The 14,456-nt window shown below is 72.3% G+C and carries 13 protein-coding genes; 6 read left to right on the plus strand and 7 right to left on the minus strand.

Annotated features, from left to right (window positions below; translation table 11 throughout):
- Positions 1-502: 502 nt before the first annotated feature.
- The 6 genes from AB0H52_RS14715 to AB0H52_RS14740 form a co-directional block, all read right to left on the minus strand.
- Positions 503-1,288: an ABC transporter permease gene (locus tag AB0H52_RS14715; RefSeq protein ID WP_151487932.1), complete on the minus strand. Its 786-nt coding sequence runs from the start codon at positions 1,286-1,288 to the stop codon at positions 503-505.
- Positions 1,285-2,241, minus strand: coding sequence for an ATP-binding cassette domain-containing protein (locus tag AB0H52_RS14720; RefSeq protein ID WP_151487931.1), 957 nt, complete (start codon positions 2,239-2,241; stop codon positions 1,285-1,287). Before AB0H52_RS14720 ends, AB0H52_RS14715 begins: the two co-directional genes overlap by 4 nt.
- 37 nt (positions 2,242-2,278) lie before the next feature.
- Positions 2,279-3,121: a DUF4097 family beta strand repeat-containing protein gene (locus AB0H52_RS14725; RefSeq protein ID WP_151487930.1), complete on the minus strand. Its 843-nt coding sequence runs from the start codon at positions 3,119-3,121 to the stop codon at positions 2,279-2,281.
- A gap of 71 nt (positions 3,122-3,192) precedes the next feature.
- Positions 3,193-3,720, minus strand: coding sequence for a hypothetical protein (locus tag AB0H52_RS14730; RefSeq protein WP_151487929.1), 528 nt, complete (start codon positions 3,718-3,720; stop codon positions 3,193-3,195).
- A 76-nt stretch (positions 3,721-3,796) separates the two neighbouring features.
- Positions 3,797-5,011 carry an FUSC family protein gene (locus AB0H52_RS14735; protein ID WP_357947839.1) on the minus strand — a complete coding sequence of 405 codons (1,215 nt, stop codon included), beginning with the start codon at positions 5,009-5,011 and terminating at the stop codon, positions 3,797-3,799.
- 112 nt (positions 5,012-5,123) lie between these two features.
- Positions 5,124-6,083, minus strand: a complete 960-nt coding sequence (locus tag AB0H52_RS14740; protein ID WP_151487927.1) for an SDR family NAD(P)-dependent oxidoreductase — start codon at positions 6,081-6,083, stop codon at positions 5,124-5,126.
- 83 nt (positions 6,084-6,166) lie between these two features.
- Here AB0H52_RS14740 and AB0H52_RS14745 point away from each other — a divergent pair, with 83 nt between their 5' ends.
- The 4 genes from AB0H52_RS14745 to AB0H52_RS14760 all read left to right on the plus strand — a co-directional run bounded on the left by AB0H52_RS14745 (position 6,167) and on the right by AB0H52_RS14760 (position 11,780).
- Positions 6,167-7,093, plus strand: a complete 927-nt coding sequence (locus AB0H52_RS14745) for an AraC family transcriptional regulator (RefSeq protein ID WP_151487926.1) — start codon at positions 6,167-6,169, stop codon at positions 7,091-7,093.
- Positions 7,094-7,228: 135 nt separating this feature from the next.
- On the plus strand, positions 7,229-9,463 hold the full coding sequence (locus tag AB0H52_RS14750) for a hypothetical protein (RefSeq protein ID WP_357947842.1): 2,235 nt from the start codon (positions 7,229-7,231) through the stop codon (positions 9,461-9,463).
- Positions 9,464-9,611: 148 nt separating this feature from the next.
- Positions 9,612-10,319: a class I SAM-dependent methyltransferase gene (locus AB0H52_RS14755; RefSeq protein WP_255473635.1), complete on the plus strand. Its 708-nt coding sequence runs from the start codon at positions 9,612-9,614 to the stop codon at positions 10,317-10,319.
- A 300-nt stretch (positions 10,320-10,619) separates the two neighbouring features.
- A complete protein-coding gene (locus AB0H52_RS14760) occupies positions 10,620-11,780 on the plus strand; it encodes an ice-binding family protein (protein ID WP_357947845.1) in 1,161 nt (386 codons plus the stop codon).
- Between the two features lie 184 nt (positions 11,781-11,964).
- Here AB0H52_RS14760 and AB0H52_RS14765 read toward each other — a convergent pair whose 3' ends face one another.
- Complete coding sequence (locus AB0H52_RS14765; RefSeq protein ID WP_151487924.1) at positions 11,965-12,504, minus strand: adenylate kinase; 540 nt, start codon at positions 12,502-12,504, stop codon at positions 11,965-11,967.
- 166 nt (positions 12,505-12,670) lie between these two features.
- On the opposite strand from AB0H52_RS14765, the gene AB0H52_RS14770 reads away from it, so the two are divergent.
- Positions 12,671-13,837, plus strand: coding sequence for an RNA ligase RtcB family protein (locus AB0H52_RS14770; protein WP_357947848.1), 1,167 nt, complete (start codon positions 12,671-12,673; stop codon positions 13,835-13,837).
- Positions 13,834-14,454 carry a peptide chain release factor H gene (gene prfH / locus AB0H52_RS14775; protein ID WP_151487922.1) on the plus strand — a complete coding sequence of 207 codons (621 nt, stop codon included), beginning with the start codon at positions 13,834-13,836 and terminating at the stop codon, positions 14,452-14,454. The genes AB0H52_RS14770 and prfH overlap by 4 nt, the downstream gene beginning before the upstream one ends.
- Positions 14,455-14,456: the final 2 nt, after the last annotated feature.

Raw genomic sequence — 14,456 nt, forward strand, 5'->3', positions numbered from 1 at the left:
AGCTACGTAACGGAACGCCAAAGCAGGACCGACTCGGGCGCGTTGATATCGGACCGGTGCAAAAGCCGCAATCCTCGGAGCCGAGCGCCGATCCGCCGACCGACAAGATCCCCACACGGCCGACGGCCGGCCCGAGACCTCCCGGCAGGCAGGGCGACAGATCCGGGCCTCCGGACGGCTGCGAGCCGACGCTCCACTCACGATCGATCGACGTCCAGCGGCGATGTCAGCGATAACATCGCCGGGCGGCACGGCCCCCTGATCAGATCGACGTCATGGCCCTCGGTCGCCGCCGGCCCCACGGTCGAGCGCCCCGGGCGACGATGCGCGCGGCACGCCGCTCGACGCGCACAGTGTGTTATCGATAACATTCGACGTTTCGAGTATCTCGGCGCCGTCTTCCGGGGGTGCGGCGACTCCACGTCGACGGACAGGGCGACAGCCCGGCCCACCGGGGCCGGGCTGTCGTCGGGTGGGATCGCCCGCGAGGGCGTGGCGCGGATCAGGCCCGGGAGCGGTTGTACTGGGCCTTGGCCCAGAGGAAGCAGGCCACGGTGATGACGGCGCACCAGGCGACCGCGAGGATCGCGTTGGAGCCGATCCCGGTGCCGAACAACAGGCCGCGAAGGGTCTCCATGACGGGTGTGAACGGCTGGTAGTCGGCGAACCACCGCACCGGCGTCGGCATGGAGTCGGTGGGGACGAACCCGCTGCCGAGGAACGGCAGGAGCACCAGCGGCATCGGCAGGTTGCTCGCCGTCTCGACACTGTCGCTCACCAGGCCGAGGGCGACGGCCAACCAGGTGACCGCGAGAGTGATCATGGCGAGGACGCCGAACACGGCGAGCCACTCGACCGGGTTGGCGGTGGGGCGGAACCCGACCAGCAGTGCCACGCCGGTGACGGCCGCGAGACTGAGCACCGTCTGGATCACACTGCCCAGCACGTGGGCGGTGAGGACCGAGGGCCGGAAGATCGCCATGGTACGGAAACGAGCGATGATCCCCTCGGTCATGTCCATGGCGACCGAGATGGCGGTGCCCTGCGCCGCGCTGACCACCGTGATGAGCAGGATGCCGGGGGTGACGTAGTTGGCGTAGTCGGCGCGGTCACCGGTCGGCCCGAGGCCCGCGCCGAGCGTTCCACCGAAGACGTAGACGAACAGCAGCAGCAGGATGACCGGGAGACCGACGAGCATGAGCGTCAACGACGGGTACCGCCGCATGTGCAGGAGGTTGCGCCGCAGCATCGTGCTCGAGTCGCGGACGGCGAGGGTGAGGGTGCTCATCGCGCCATGGCCCTTTCGTGGTCGGGTTGGCCGGTCAGGGTGAGGAAGACGTCGTCGAGGTCGGGGGTGTGCACGGCGAGGCCGGCGACGCTGATCGAGGCACGGTCGAGCTGGTCGAGCAGGGATCGCAGCGACCCGACCCCACCGTCGCTCGGCACCTGGAGGGTGAGCGCCGCGTCGTCGCGGGTGGACGCGGTGAGGGCGCGCGCCGCGGCGTCGAGCCCCGCCTGGTCGGCGAACTGGAGCACGACGTGGCCGCCGGGGATGAGCCGCTTGAGCTCACGCGGGGTGCCCTCGGCGATGAGCCGGCCGTGGTCGAGGAACGCGACCCGATCGGCGAGCTGGTCGGCCTCCTCCAGGTACTGGGTCGTGAGCAGGATGGTGACACCGCCGGCGACGAGGTCGCGGATGATCTGCCACATGGCGCGGCGGCTGCGCGGGTCGAGGCCGGTGGTCGGCTCGTCGAGGAAGATGACGCGGGGTTCGCCGACCAGCGTCATCGCGAGGTCGAGCCGTCGACGCATGCCACCGGAGTACGTCGACACCGGCTTGCCCGCCACCTCCACGAGGTCGAACTGGGTGAGCAGGTCGTCGGTGCGCCGCCGTCCGGCCGCCCGGTCCAGGTGACACAGGTCGGCCATGAGGCGCAGATTCTCCCGCCCGGTGAGCAGGTTGTCGACGGCGGAGAACTGGCCGGTGACGCCGATCAGGGCGCGTACCGCGTCGGCCTCCCGGCTCAGGTCGTGAGCGGCGATGCGGGCCTCGCCGCCGTCGGCGTTGATCAGGGTGGACAGGATCCGCACGATGGTGGTCTTGCCGGCGCCGTTGGGGCCGAGCAGCGCGAATATCGTTCCCTCGGCGATCTCCAGGTCGATGCCGTCGAGCACCACCTTGTCGCCGTAGGACTTTCGCAGCCCGCTCGCGGTGATCGCGGGTCGTAGGGGTCGGGCCATGATTCCTCGATTCGTGGACGAGCGGAGGGACTGCGGATCAGGCGCGGCGGATCATGATGTCGCCGTAGGAGGTGTTCGCCCGGACCTCGACCGTCTCGTCGGTCTGCGCCGGGCTGTCGGTGGTCTCGAGCGCGTTGTGCACCCGGCCGTGCCGGGAGCTGACGTCGAGCCAGGCCGCGGTGCCGCGCCGGACGCCGACCTCGATCGCGCCGTACGAGGTCTGCAACTCGATCGACCCCCGCACGACCTGACCCAGCCGGACGTTGCCGTAGGCGGTGCGGGCGTTCACCGAGGTCATCGGTGCGTCGACGGTGATGTCGCCGTAGGCGGTGTTGATCCGCACGTCCCCGCCGCTCTGGCCGATCCAGCAGTCACCCGAGGAGTTCTTGATCTCGGCGGTGCCGTCGACGGCACCGATGCGCACCTTGCCGGAGGACGCCTTCACCCGGGCGGAACCGGCGACGCGTTCCACCGCGATCTCGCCGTGGCTGCTGTCGATGTCGAGCGGCCCGGTCTCGTCGAGCCGGATCCCACTGCCGGTCTTGATGCGGCACTCGCCGAGCCGGCCCTCGCAGCGGAACGCGGCCCACGACGCCTCGGCGTGCAGCCGTGACCCGCTGGGCACCTCGATCAGGACGTCGACCGACGGCCCGGCGCCGAAGCCGTAGCGACGCCAACTCTTCGGCACCCTGATCAGCAGTTTGCCGGCGGCGTACTCGACGGTCGTCTGCTCGGCAGCGCCGACGTCGGCCTTGCTCGACGGATCCCGGGGGCGCACCCGCACCACCGTGTCGGTGCGGTCGGTCGCGGCGATCCACGCGTCCCCGACGGGCATCTCGATCTGGACGGAAATCGGCTCTGGCGTGTCGAAAACAGGCATGGTGGTCTCCCGAAAGGTGGTCGATGGACGTCGCCGCTGGTGGGCGGCGGGTGAAGGGAAAGGGGTACGGGTCAGCGCGCCCAGCCGGTGAAGTGCTGGCCGGACCGTGGCGGCTCCACCCGGCGGGGTGGTTGACGGTCCGGGCCGCCCGCTCCGACGGCGCCGGCGACGGCTCGCACCAGCCAGGCGTTGACGGACAGCCCGGCCCGGCTGGCCGCCTCGTCGACGCTGGCCTTCAGATGGTCGGGCAGGCGCAGGTTGATCCGGGACGTGCCGCCGTCGTCACCCTCGGGTGGGAGCAGCGGCGCCGGCATCGGGGCCGGCTCGCTGGCCTCCCCCGGCCCCTCCGTCGGCGGGTTGGCCGGCGTCACCACGAAGTCCGGCTCGCGTCCGCGCAGCCGGACGTGCACGGCGCCCGGAGCAAGTTCACGGGTGATCTCGTCGGCCGCGTCGGAGAGCGCCTCGAGCAGCGTGAGGCGGGTCGCCGCCTCCAACTGGGTGAAGAGCCTCTCGGCCAACTCCCGTGCCTCCGGGTCGACGCCCTCCGCCGCCACGGCGAACTCGTCACGCAGGTTCTCGACATACGACCTCAGCTCCATGGCACCATCATGGCACCACTTTGGCTCAGGATGCAACAGGCTGGCTCAAGCTGATGCCATCAGGTGCCACCACGCGTCACCGGAGGCGGGCCGCGCCCGGGGGTCGCAGCTCGCCGAACGCGCGCCGGACCAGGCCGTTCGCGGTCTCCTGGGTCGACCCCGTGCCCACCATCAGGTCGCTGGCGGTCGTCCGGACCTGCGCGATCACGACGGCACCGGAAAAACCGACGCCCTCCCGGTACGCGTCACCGGCCGCGCAGACCGCCCGCAAGGCCTGCTCCCGCGCCCGGAGCGGCTCCTCCCCGGCGGCGAACTGCCGCTTGAGCAGCCGGACCGTCTCGGCCAACTCGGCGACCGCCCTCGGCATCGACTCCGGGACCTGCTCCCGGTCCTCGAGCAGCGTCACCGCCCGGCGGATCAACGTCCCGCTGTTCCGCATCGACCGGTCGATCGGCTCCGCCACGTGTGCGTACCGGCCCACCGGCCCGTGCCGGTGATGCCAGTTGACCGGTGACAGGGTGCTGGCCTCCCGAGCACCCTTCGTCGCCTCGATCAGAGCGTTCACCTCGTCGCTGTTCTGCCGCAGCTCGATCAGCGCGGCACGCGCACGGGCCACATCACCCTCGCGCAGGGCGTGCACGGTGGCGTCGAGCTGGGCGGCGAGCAGATCCAGCGCCGGCCGCGCCGCCCGGTTGAGCACCCGCAACGGGTTCAACGGCAGCAGCACGGCCGTCACCAGCAGCGCCACCGCCCCTCCGATGAGGGCGTCCACGAACCGGGGGAACTCCAGGTCACGCACCGACGGGCTGAGCGTGGCGATGAGCACCGCCGTGGCACCAGCCTGGATCACCACCGCCGCACTGCCCACGAGGAACAACGCCACCATGATGGCCAGCACGACCATCAGGCCGAGCTGCCACCATCCGGTGCCGATCACCAGGATCAGCAGGTCACCGATCAGCACCCCGACGGCGACACCGATGATCAGCTCGACGGTGCGGCGCAGCCGTTGACCGACCGACGCGGCGAGCGTCGACACCGCCGAGATCGGCGCGAACACCGGCTGCGAGATCTGCAGCAGCTGGTGCGCCACCAGCCAGGACAGCGCCGCGGCCAGTCCGGCCTGCACGGCGAGCCCGCCGATGGCACGCACCCGACGCGACCGGTCCCGCAGCGCCTCGACCGAGCGGTCACGGAGGCGGACGACGGTCGCCGACGGTCCCACACGCGCACTGGTGTCGTCCCGGCTCGGCGTGCCCCCGCCCGCGGCGGGCCGATCGGCAGCGACCATGGCGGCACCTACCCGGCCGTGACCAGATCAACCCCGCCGGGACCAGATCAATCCTGTCGGCGCGCGTCCCCGCCGGAGCGGCCGGGCGGCGCGGGACGTCGTCGCGCCGCGCTCAGCGCGTAACCACCGCCTTCTCGGCGTACGTCCAGAGCCGGTCGGCGGCGGCCGGGTCCAGCGCGTGGGCGGCCACACCGCCGGTGGCGTCGGGGCCGCCGGGCACGATCTCGGCCTCCTGGTTGTCGTTGAAGTACCGTCCGCTGACACCGTCGAGCAGGGGCGAGCCGGCCAGCAGCACGGTCGTCGACGCGCCCTGGGCCGGCGTCTTGTAGTAGTCCGCCTCGATGAGGTTGCCCGCCTCGTCCATGGCACCCATGGCCCGCATCGTGTCGTCGTCGATGTGGCGCTGGAGGTTGGTGAAGATGTAGCCGGGGTTGAGGGCGTTGGCGGCGATCCCGTCCTGCGCCCACCGACTGGTGATGCCGACCGCGAGCAGGGCCTCCGCGGTCTTCGACTGGCCGTAGGCCGACCACGGGTCGTACGCACGCCGCTCGAACTGCGGGTCGTCGAAGTCGAACGGCGCGGCCAGGTGGGCGCCGGAGCTGACCACCACGACCCGTCCGGCCCGCGCCTCCCGCAGGCTGTCGTGCAGCCCCAGGGCGAGCGCGAAGTGACCGAGGTAGTTGGTCGCGAGCTGGAGTTCCCAACCCTGCGCGGTGAGCTGGCGGGTGGGGATCGCCATGATCCCGGCGTTGGCGACCAGGGCGTCGAGCGGGCCCTGCCACCCGTCGACGAACGCGTCGACCGACTCCAGGTCGGAGAGGTCGAGCGCGGCCGACCGGACCACGCCACGGCCGGCGAACTCCGCGACGAGCGCCTCGGCGCGCCGGGGATCACGGGTGGCGACGGTGACCTCGGCGCCGGCACCGGCCAGGGCGCGCACCGTCTCGACGCCGATACCGGAGGCACCCCCGGTGACGATCATCCGGCGCCCACTCAGGTCAACCCCGCGCAGGATTTCGGCGGCGGTGGTGCGTGCGGTGAACGGGGTGGTGAGACGTTGGTTCGCTGTCATGTCAGCCAGGCTACGAACGAACCCGCTGGACCGCCTATAGTCTGAACTCCGTCATACTTTAGTAAGCGTCCAGGGGGTGTGGGGTGGATCCGCTTGAGGACGTGCTGGCTCTGCTCGGCGCGACGAGTCGCGTCTCCGCCGGCCTGGTCGCCGGCGGACGCTGGGCCGTCGCGTTCGAGCCGCCGGCCGGGGCCAAGTTCAACGCCGTCCGGCGCGGCCGATGCTTCCTGCGGGTCGACGGCGAACCCGACCCGATCCGCCTCGACGAGGGCGACTGTTTCCTGCTGACCCGGCCGGTGGCCTACACACTCTTCAGCGACGCCGACGTGCCGGTCGAGCCGGCGCACCCGATCTTCGCCACCGCCGTCGACGGCGTGGCGCAGGTCGGCGACGGGGACGACGTCTTCCTCGTCGGCGGCGCGTTCACCCTGGGCGACCGGGCCCGCAGCCTTCTGCTCGACAGCCTCCCGCCGGTCATCCACGTACCCGCCGACACCCCGGAGGCCGGTGCCGTCCGGTGGGCCCTCACCGAGATCGACGCCGAGTTGCAGCGGACACAGCTCGGGTCGAGGCTCGTCGCCGAGCATCTCGCGCTCGTCCTGCTCATCCGGGTCCTCCGGTTGCACCTGGCCCGCGACCCTGGGGCCACCACCGGCTGGCTGGCCGGCCTCGCCGACCCGGTGGTCGCCCCGGCGCTGCGGGCGCTGCACGCCCGGCCCGCACAACCGTGGACCGTGGACGACCTCGCCCGCGCCGCCACCGTCTCCCGGTCGACGTTGGCCGCCCGCTTCAAGCGGGTGGTCGGTGTCGGCCCATTGGAGTACCTCACGAACTGGCGGATCGAGTTGGCCGCCGACCGCATCCGGCGCGGATCCGACACGGTGGCCAGCATCGCCCAGGCCGTCGGCTACGGCTCGGAGAGCGCGCTCAGCGTCGCCTTCAAGCGCACCACCGGGGTCTCACCGCGCACCTACCGACAGTTGGTCCGCGCCGCCGCCCAGCCCGGCTAGTCGACCGTTGCGCCGGGCGGCGATTGGGGCCGCTCGGGTCGGTAGAACGCGGGGTCGGCGGGACCGGCCTCGGCGGGAGGAGCCGCCGGAGGCTGGCCGAGACGCGTCGGGGGGATGTCGGATGGATCAGCGCAGTTGAGCGGGCCGGCCGTCCCCGGTCCGGACGTGCCCGACGTCGTGGAGTTGCGGGTGCACGGGGTCTCCGGCGCGAGCCCCGACCAGGTACTCGACCTGCGGCAGATCGCGCAGGTCGCGGGCGACCGCAGCGGAGGCTTCTACCGGCAACGACCCCAGCGTACGGACACCAGCGCGGTGCACGGAGTGACGCTGGAGGCGTACCGCTGGGGCGACCTGCCGTCCGGGACCGTGGCTCGTACCGTGGCGTTGGTCTTCCTGCTGCCGTTCATGCTGGTCAACGTCGCGATCTGGATGCGTCCGGCGCACCCCGGCTCGGAGGCCATGGTCAGGTCCCTGTGCCGGGTGCTGGCGCTCACCCTCACCGCGCTGTACGTGCTCGCCATCGCCGGCGTCGCCCTGGATCTGCTCGGTTGGAAGTGCACCGGCTCGGCCCGCTGCATGACCGGACGCTCCTGGTTGTCCTGGTTGGGCGGGCAACCGGTGGGCGTGCGGCTGGCGGTGCTCGCGCTCGTCCCGGTCGCCGCCATCGGCCTGGTCTGGCGGTTCAGCAACCGACCGGGGAGGGCGTTCGACGCGTTTCGCGCCCCCGAGACGGAGGGCTCCGCGCATCCACTCGCCGCGGTCGGTCAGTGGGACGCCGAGCCGCTGGTCGGCCGGCTGCGCTCGATCCACGTCGCGGCCGCGTTCGCGACACTGGACCTCACCCTGCTCCTCGCCCGGGCCGACATCGGCGCCACAGCCACCACGATCGCGCTGACCGTGGTCACCGCCGTGGTCCTGGCCGCCTGCGTGGGCCTGCTCTGCACACCGCCGCTGATCGACCGGGGCGCCGCCGACCGCCGGCTCGACGCGATCACGTCCGCGCTGCGGAGCATCGCGGTCATCCTGACCGTCGTCGTGGTGGTCCACGTGCTGGCCAGCCCGCAACCGTGGAGCGAGCGCCGTGGCCTTCCCGGCTACGACGCGACCCTGGCCGGACTGTTCGTCGCCCAGACGACGCTGCTCGCCGCCCTCGGCGTGGTGTTGCTGTGGCACCGCGACCGGCGGCGAGGCGTCACCCCGATGTTCGGGTTGGGCGCCCTCGTGATCGCGGCCACCGGGATCAGTCTGGCGGTGGCGTACGCCGCCGAGCTGGTCTACCGGGCGGCGGACTTCCTCGACCGGGACGCGCCGACCGGGCAGGGCATCGCCACCGGCCCGCCCCGCGCGTACACCTGGGCGATCTTCGGTTTTCTGCGCGCGGCGCTGCTCACGGTGATCGTCGCGGGCCTGATCGCCCTCATCTCCCGACGCGGCCGGCAGCACGCCGCGGCGGCCATCGTCGCGCACGACCATCCGCACCCGCCGGCGGAGGCCGGACCCCGACTTCGGCAGGTCCGCGACGCGATAGCCCGCGCCCGGTTCACCGAGAAGCTGGTGCCACTGGCCGTCGTCTACGGCTGCCTCGCCGGGCTGGGCACGGCCACCACCACCGTCGGCCTGCTCGGGCACTTTCCGAGCGACATCGTCGAGCGGTTCGCCGGTCTGCCGGCCGGCGCGGTCACCTTCGGCATCGCGTTCGGCAGTTGGGTGATCGCGGCGATCATCCTCGGCCTGGTCGTCGGCGGCGTCTTCGCCTACCGAAGCGTTCCGTTCCGCCGGCACGTCGGCGTGCTCTGGGACCTCGGCACCTTCTGGCCCCGGGCCGCCCACCCGTTCGCGCCCCCCTGCTATTCCGAACGCGCCGTGCCGGAACTGACCCGGCGCATCACGTACCTCGTCGGACGCGGCGACGCGGTGCTGCTCACCGGGCACAGCCACGGGTCGGTGCTGCTCGCCGCGACGGTGCTCCAGTTGCCACCGCACATCGGCGGCCGGGTCGCCCTGCTCACCCACGGGTCGCCGCTGCGACGGCTCTACGCGCGACTCTTCCCCGCCTACGTCAACGACGCCGCGCTGCGCGAGATCGGCCACCGCGTCGGCTGGCGCTGGGTGAACCTGTGGCGCGACACGGACCCGGTAGGCGGCTGGATCTTCTCCGGCCACCGGTCGTCGGCACCGGCCACCACGGGTGACCCGGCCACCTCGGTGGATCGCCGCCAGCGCGACCCGCGCGACGTGGTGACGCCACCCAGCGACAGCGTCCCGCCACCGATCGAGGGGCACTGGCCCGGCGAGTCCGACGAGCCGTTCACCGAGGCGGTGCGGGAGTTGGTGCGGCGCCTCGGCGGGCGGATCGACCCGCCGCCGTAACGGGCCGGGTCACCTCCCGCCGGCCGAGCGGGCACGCCAGTCGTCCAGCCGTGTACCGGCGATGCGGGCGCCGTCGCGGGGACGAGCGAGCGCTCCCCCAGCTTGGCACCGAAGTACCGGGCGTCGGCACCGGCGAGCGGATGCGCGGATGCGCGACAATCGACGAAGAACGGTGCCACCCGCCAACTCTGGAGGTCGACGTGGCCGCGGTCTCCCACCCGGTGTTCGCCCGGGTCTACGAGCGGCTCAGCGTCGCCATGGACCGCGCCGGGACGGCGGAGTTCCGACGGGACCTGGTCGCCGGGCTGTCCGGCGCCGGGTGATCGAGGTCGGTGCGGGCAACGGCCGAATGTTCTCCCACTATCCGCCGGCCGTGACCGAGGTTGTGGCGGTCGAACCGGAACCACGCCTGCGCGCCGCGGCCCTCCGGGCGGCACCGACGGCACCCGTACCGGTCACGGTCGTCGACGGCCTGGCCCAGGCCCTGCCCGCCCGGGACGCCGAGTTCGACGCGGCCGTGGTCGCGTTGGTGTTGTGCACCGTGCCCGATCAGGCGGCCGCGCTCGCCGAGGTCGGTCGGGTGCTGCGCCCCGGTGGTCAGCTGCGGTTCTTCGAGCACGTCGCCGCCGAGGAGCCCGACCGTCTGCGGCGGGTCCAGCGGCTGGTGGACGCGACGGTGTGGCCGAGCCTGTTCGCCGGCTGCCACACCAACCGTGACACCGTCGCCGCCATCAGGGCGCAGGAGTTCGTCATCGAGGATCTGCGTCGGTTCCGTTTCCCGGCCGGCAGCAACAGCCCGTCCTCACCCTGCGCACTCGGACGCGCGGTCCGACCCGTGCCGGTGCGCCCGCGCTGAAGACGACCGCCGGCGTCCACAACGGGCGGACGCGAGTGAGTTTCTCGACACCGTGCACTCCGGACACCATGAATGCCGTCGTCGGTCCTCTGTATTGTCCCGTTTTGATGGTATAAGACCCTCTGACGTGGTGTGGTGGTCAGCGCACTTACTTGCCATCTATGCCGCTCAACGCAGGATGCGGCTCCTGAGACGCCTCCTGCGAGTTGTACCCACGGAGGGTGTTCTGTGACAGCGAAAACCAGTCATCGCCTTCGGCGAAGGCTCCTACCCGCGCTCGCGGCGTCCGCGGCCGCCGCCGTGGCAGCGAGCCTGTTACTGCTCAACTCGACCCCGGCCAGCGCGGCAGATGCGCCGGTGAACCTGGGGACGGCAGCCGACTTCTCCGTCCTCGCCGGGGCCGAACCGACCAACACCGGCCCGAGCTTCCTGGCGCAGAGCCTCGGGAGGTTCCCCGGAAACACCGCTTCGGGCTTCGGCACGGCGACCATCGGCGGCGAGGTTCACCTCGGTGACGCGGTCGCCCTTCAGGCTCAGAGCGACCTGACCATCGCCTTCAACGACGCCGCCGGCCGGACGCCGTTCACCAACATCCCGGCGGAACTCGGCGGCAACACCCTCAATCCGGGTGTCTACCGGATCGGGGCCGCACAGCTCACCGGGGCGTTGACACTCAACGGCCAGGGCGACCCGGCCGCCGTGTTCATCTTCCAGGTCGACTCCTCGTTGACGACGGCGTCGAACAGCAGCGTGGTCCTCATCAACGGCGCGTCGGCCTGCAATGTGTTCTGGAAGATCGGCAGCTCGGCGACGATCGGCACGGGCACGACCTTCGTCGGCACGATCATGGCTCAGGCCGCGATCACCATGGCCACCGGCGCGACGCTTCAGGGACGCGCGCTGGCGCGAACGGCCGCCGTCACCCTCGACACCAACGTCATCTCCGCGCCGACCTGCGCCGGACCGACCGGTCCCCCCGGGCCCACCGGTCCACCCGGACCGTCCGGTCCACCCGGCAGCCCCGGAGCACCCGGCAGCCCCGGAGCACCCGGCAGCCCCGGAGCACCCGGCGGCCCCGGAGCACCCGGCGGCCCCGGAGCACCCGGCAGCCCTGGAGCACCCGGCAGCCCCGGAGCACCCGGCAGCCCTGGAGCACCCGGAGCGCCCGGCAGCCCCGGAGCGCCTGGAGCGCCCGGAGCACCCGGAGCACCCGGGAGCCCTGGAGCGCCCGGAGCACCCGGCAGCCCCGGAGCGCCCGGAGCACCCGGAGCACCCGGCAGCCCTGGAGCACCCGGCAGCCCCGGAGCGCTTGGAGCACCCGGCAGCCCCGGCGGGGAAGCTCCCATCCTGCCGGTGACCGGTGACGGCCGCCTGAAGGCCTTGACCGGCGCGGGAACGACCATGGTCGCCCTCGGCGGGCTCGCGTTCCTCCTCGCCCGGCGCCGACGCCAGGAGTCCTGACCACCGGCGGCCCGGCCGGTAACCCACCGGCCGGGCCGCCCAGGACCGTGTTCGCGTCCCGGCGTGTGCCCAGCCATAGATCGCGCCGATCTTGCACTTTCGGTTGTCAACATGGGTGGAATGCCCCTTGCGTCGGGACAGAAAGTGGACGATCGCGGTATGGGGAGGTCCGGGCGCGGGGGTCTTATGGGGGGTTACGTCGGGGCAGTGTGGTCATCCAGTCGTTGAGGGCTGCTGGTTTGCTGAACAGCAGCACCGGCGGCCCGGACGGGTCAGCCTGCCAGGCGCGCATCCGTCGTCGGGCCCGGCCGAACGCGGTGACGTGCCAGACCAGGATCGAGTCGGGGGACAGCACGCTGCCCAGCGACTCGCGGTTGCCGTTGCAGATCACCTCGCGCGTACGCAGACGGCGCATGGTGCGGCGCAGCAACTGCCAGAACGAGCGCCACCGCGGATAGTCGAGGCCGATCACCAGGTCGGCGTGGGCCAGGGGCACGTCCCGCCACCCGTGGTACGCCCCGTCGATGATCCAGCGGTCCCGTCGGCAGACCTCCTCGATCCGGCTGCGCTGCTGCGCGACCGGCACCTCGATCCAGCCCGGCTGCCACAGCAGGTCGTCCACCGGATACCAGGGCACCGCGAGGTGTTCGGCCAGGCGTGCCGCGAGGGTGGACTTGCCGGTGCCGTACACCCCGTAGACCAGGATGCGTCGGGGTGCGCTCACCGCGGCAGCGTACGTGGCGAGGGAAACCCGGTTGCCGCGCGCGGCGGGCTCCGCGAGAGTGCCAGCCATGACGTACTGACGGACCACCCCTCGCTCCACGCCCCGGTGACGTTTCCCCGGGGCCGTGCCGTCGTCCGTCCGTTCTCGCCCCGAAAAGTGAGCATCCTTGTCTCAGGACCACTCCTCCACGCCCGCCACCGTCACCGTGTTCGCCTCGCCGGAGAGCTGGATCGAGTCCGCAGCGCTCGCGCGGTGTCAGCAGGTGGCCGCCCTCGACGGCATGCTCCACGTTGCCGCGATGCCGGATCTGCACCCCGGCAAGGGCGCTCCCATCGGCGCGGCCATGGCGTCGAGCGTGCTGTACCCACACCTGGTGGGCTCCGACATCGGCTGCGGCATCGCCGTGTTCCCCATCGGACTCAAGCGTGCCGTACCCGAACGGCTCGCCACGCGATTCCCCGACCTCGACCGTGCGCTGGACCCGCAGCGGGACGCCGACGACCCGGCCTGGGCGGTCGTGCAGGGCAGTGTTCCGGCGGGTCACCTGGATGGGCTGGGTACGGTCGGCCGGGGCAACCACTTCGTCGAGCTGGCGCGTGTCGACACGGTGCTCGACTCGGCTCACGCGAGCCGGCTCGGGCTGGAGGCCGGGGCGCTCCTGCTCATCGTCCACAGCGGTTCGCGTGGGCTGGGCGAGCGGATCCTGCGGACGCACACCGAGGTCCACGGCGCGGGCCCGGCGGTCGACACCGACGCCTACCTGGCGCTGCACGACGCCGCGGTGCGCTGGGGATCGCTCAACCGCCGGGTGCTCGCGGCCCGGGTTGCGCACGCGTTGGGAGCCGAGCCGACCGAGCCGATCGTCGACCAGTGCCACAACCTCGTCGAGGTCCGCGACGGGATCTACCTGCACCGTAAGGGAGCGGCGCCAGGCGACGGCCGGGACGTGCTGATCGCCGGCACCCGGGGCACCGCCTCCTATCTCGTGGCCGCCCACGCCGGGGCGGAGGCCAACCATTCGGTGGCGCACGGCGCGGGCCGCAAGATGTCGCGCGCCGACGCGCTGCGCCGGGGCCGGGCCAAGCACACGGTCGAGGAGCTGCGTCGTACGCCGGTGGGCTCGCTGGTGGTGTGCGGCGACCGGCAGTTGCTCTTCGAGGAGGCGCCGACGGCGTACAAGCGCATCGAGCGGGTGATCGCCGATCTCGTCGCGCACGACCTGGCCACTCCGGTGCTCAGCACGACGCCCCTGGTGACCTACAAGACGCCCGACCTGGGGTCCGTGCCCCGGCCCGAGCGGCGGGACCGGCGGCGCGGGCGGGGCCGGTCGTGAGCACGTACCTGTTGCTGTCCGCCGGTCGTGGGCCGCAGGAGTGCGCGTGGGCGGTGGCCCGGCTGCTGCACCGTCTGCGTACCGACGCCGACCGTCAGGGGTTGACGGTTCAGCAGGTCGAGGCCGTGCCGGGTGAGCGGCCCGGCACCTACCGGTCGGTGCTGATCCGGATCTCCGGCGCGCACGCCGAGGCGTTCGCCGCCTCGTGGACCGGCACCCTGTGCTGGCAGGCGCCCAGCCCGTACCGGGCGAGCACCGGCCGGAAGAACTGGTACGTCACCGCCCGGGCACCCGAGAGCGACGCCCCGCCCACGCCGTTCGCGGAGGCGGACGTCGACATCGTGGCCTGCCGTACCGGTGGGCCCGGCGGTCAGCACCGGAACAAGGCCAGCACCGCGGTACGGGCGACCCACCGACCGTCGGGCATCGTCGTGGTGGTGGACGAGGAGCGGCAGTTCAGCCTCAACCGTCGCATCGCGTTGCGCCTTCTGCGCCAGCGCGTCGAGGACGGCGACGAGGCGGCCCGGCGCGCTGTCGTCACCGCCCGCTGGCGCGTCCACGACGAACTGGTCCGGGGCGACCCCGTGCGCGTCGAACGGCCGACGGCTCCGCGCTGAGG

The organism is Micromonospora sp. NPDC050695 (assembly GCF_040654415.1).
Classification (GTDB): domain Bacteria; phylum Actinomycetota; class Actinomycetes; order Mycobacteriales; family Micromonosporaceae; genus Micromonospora.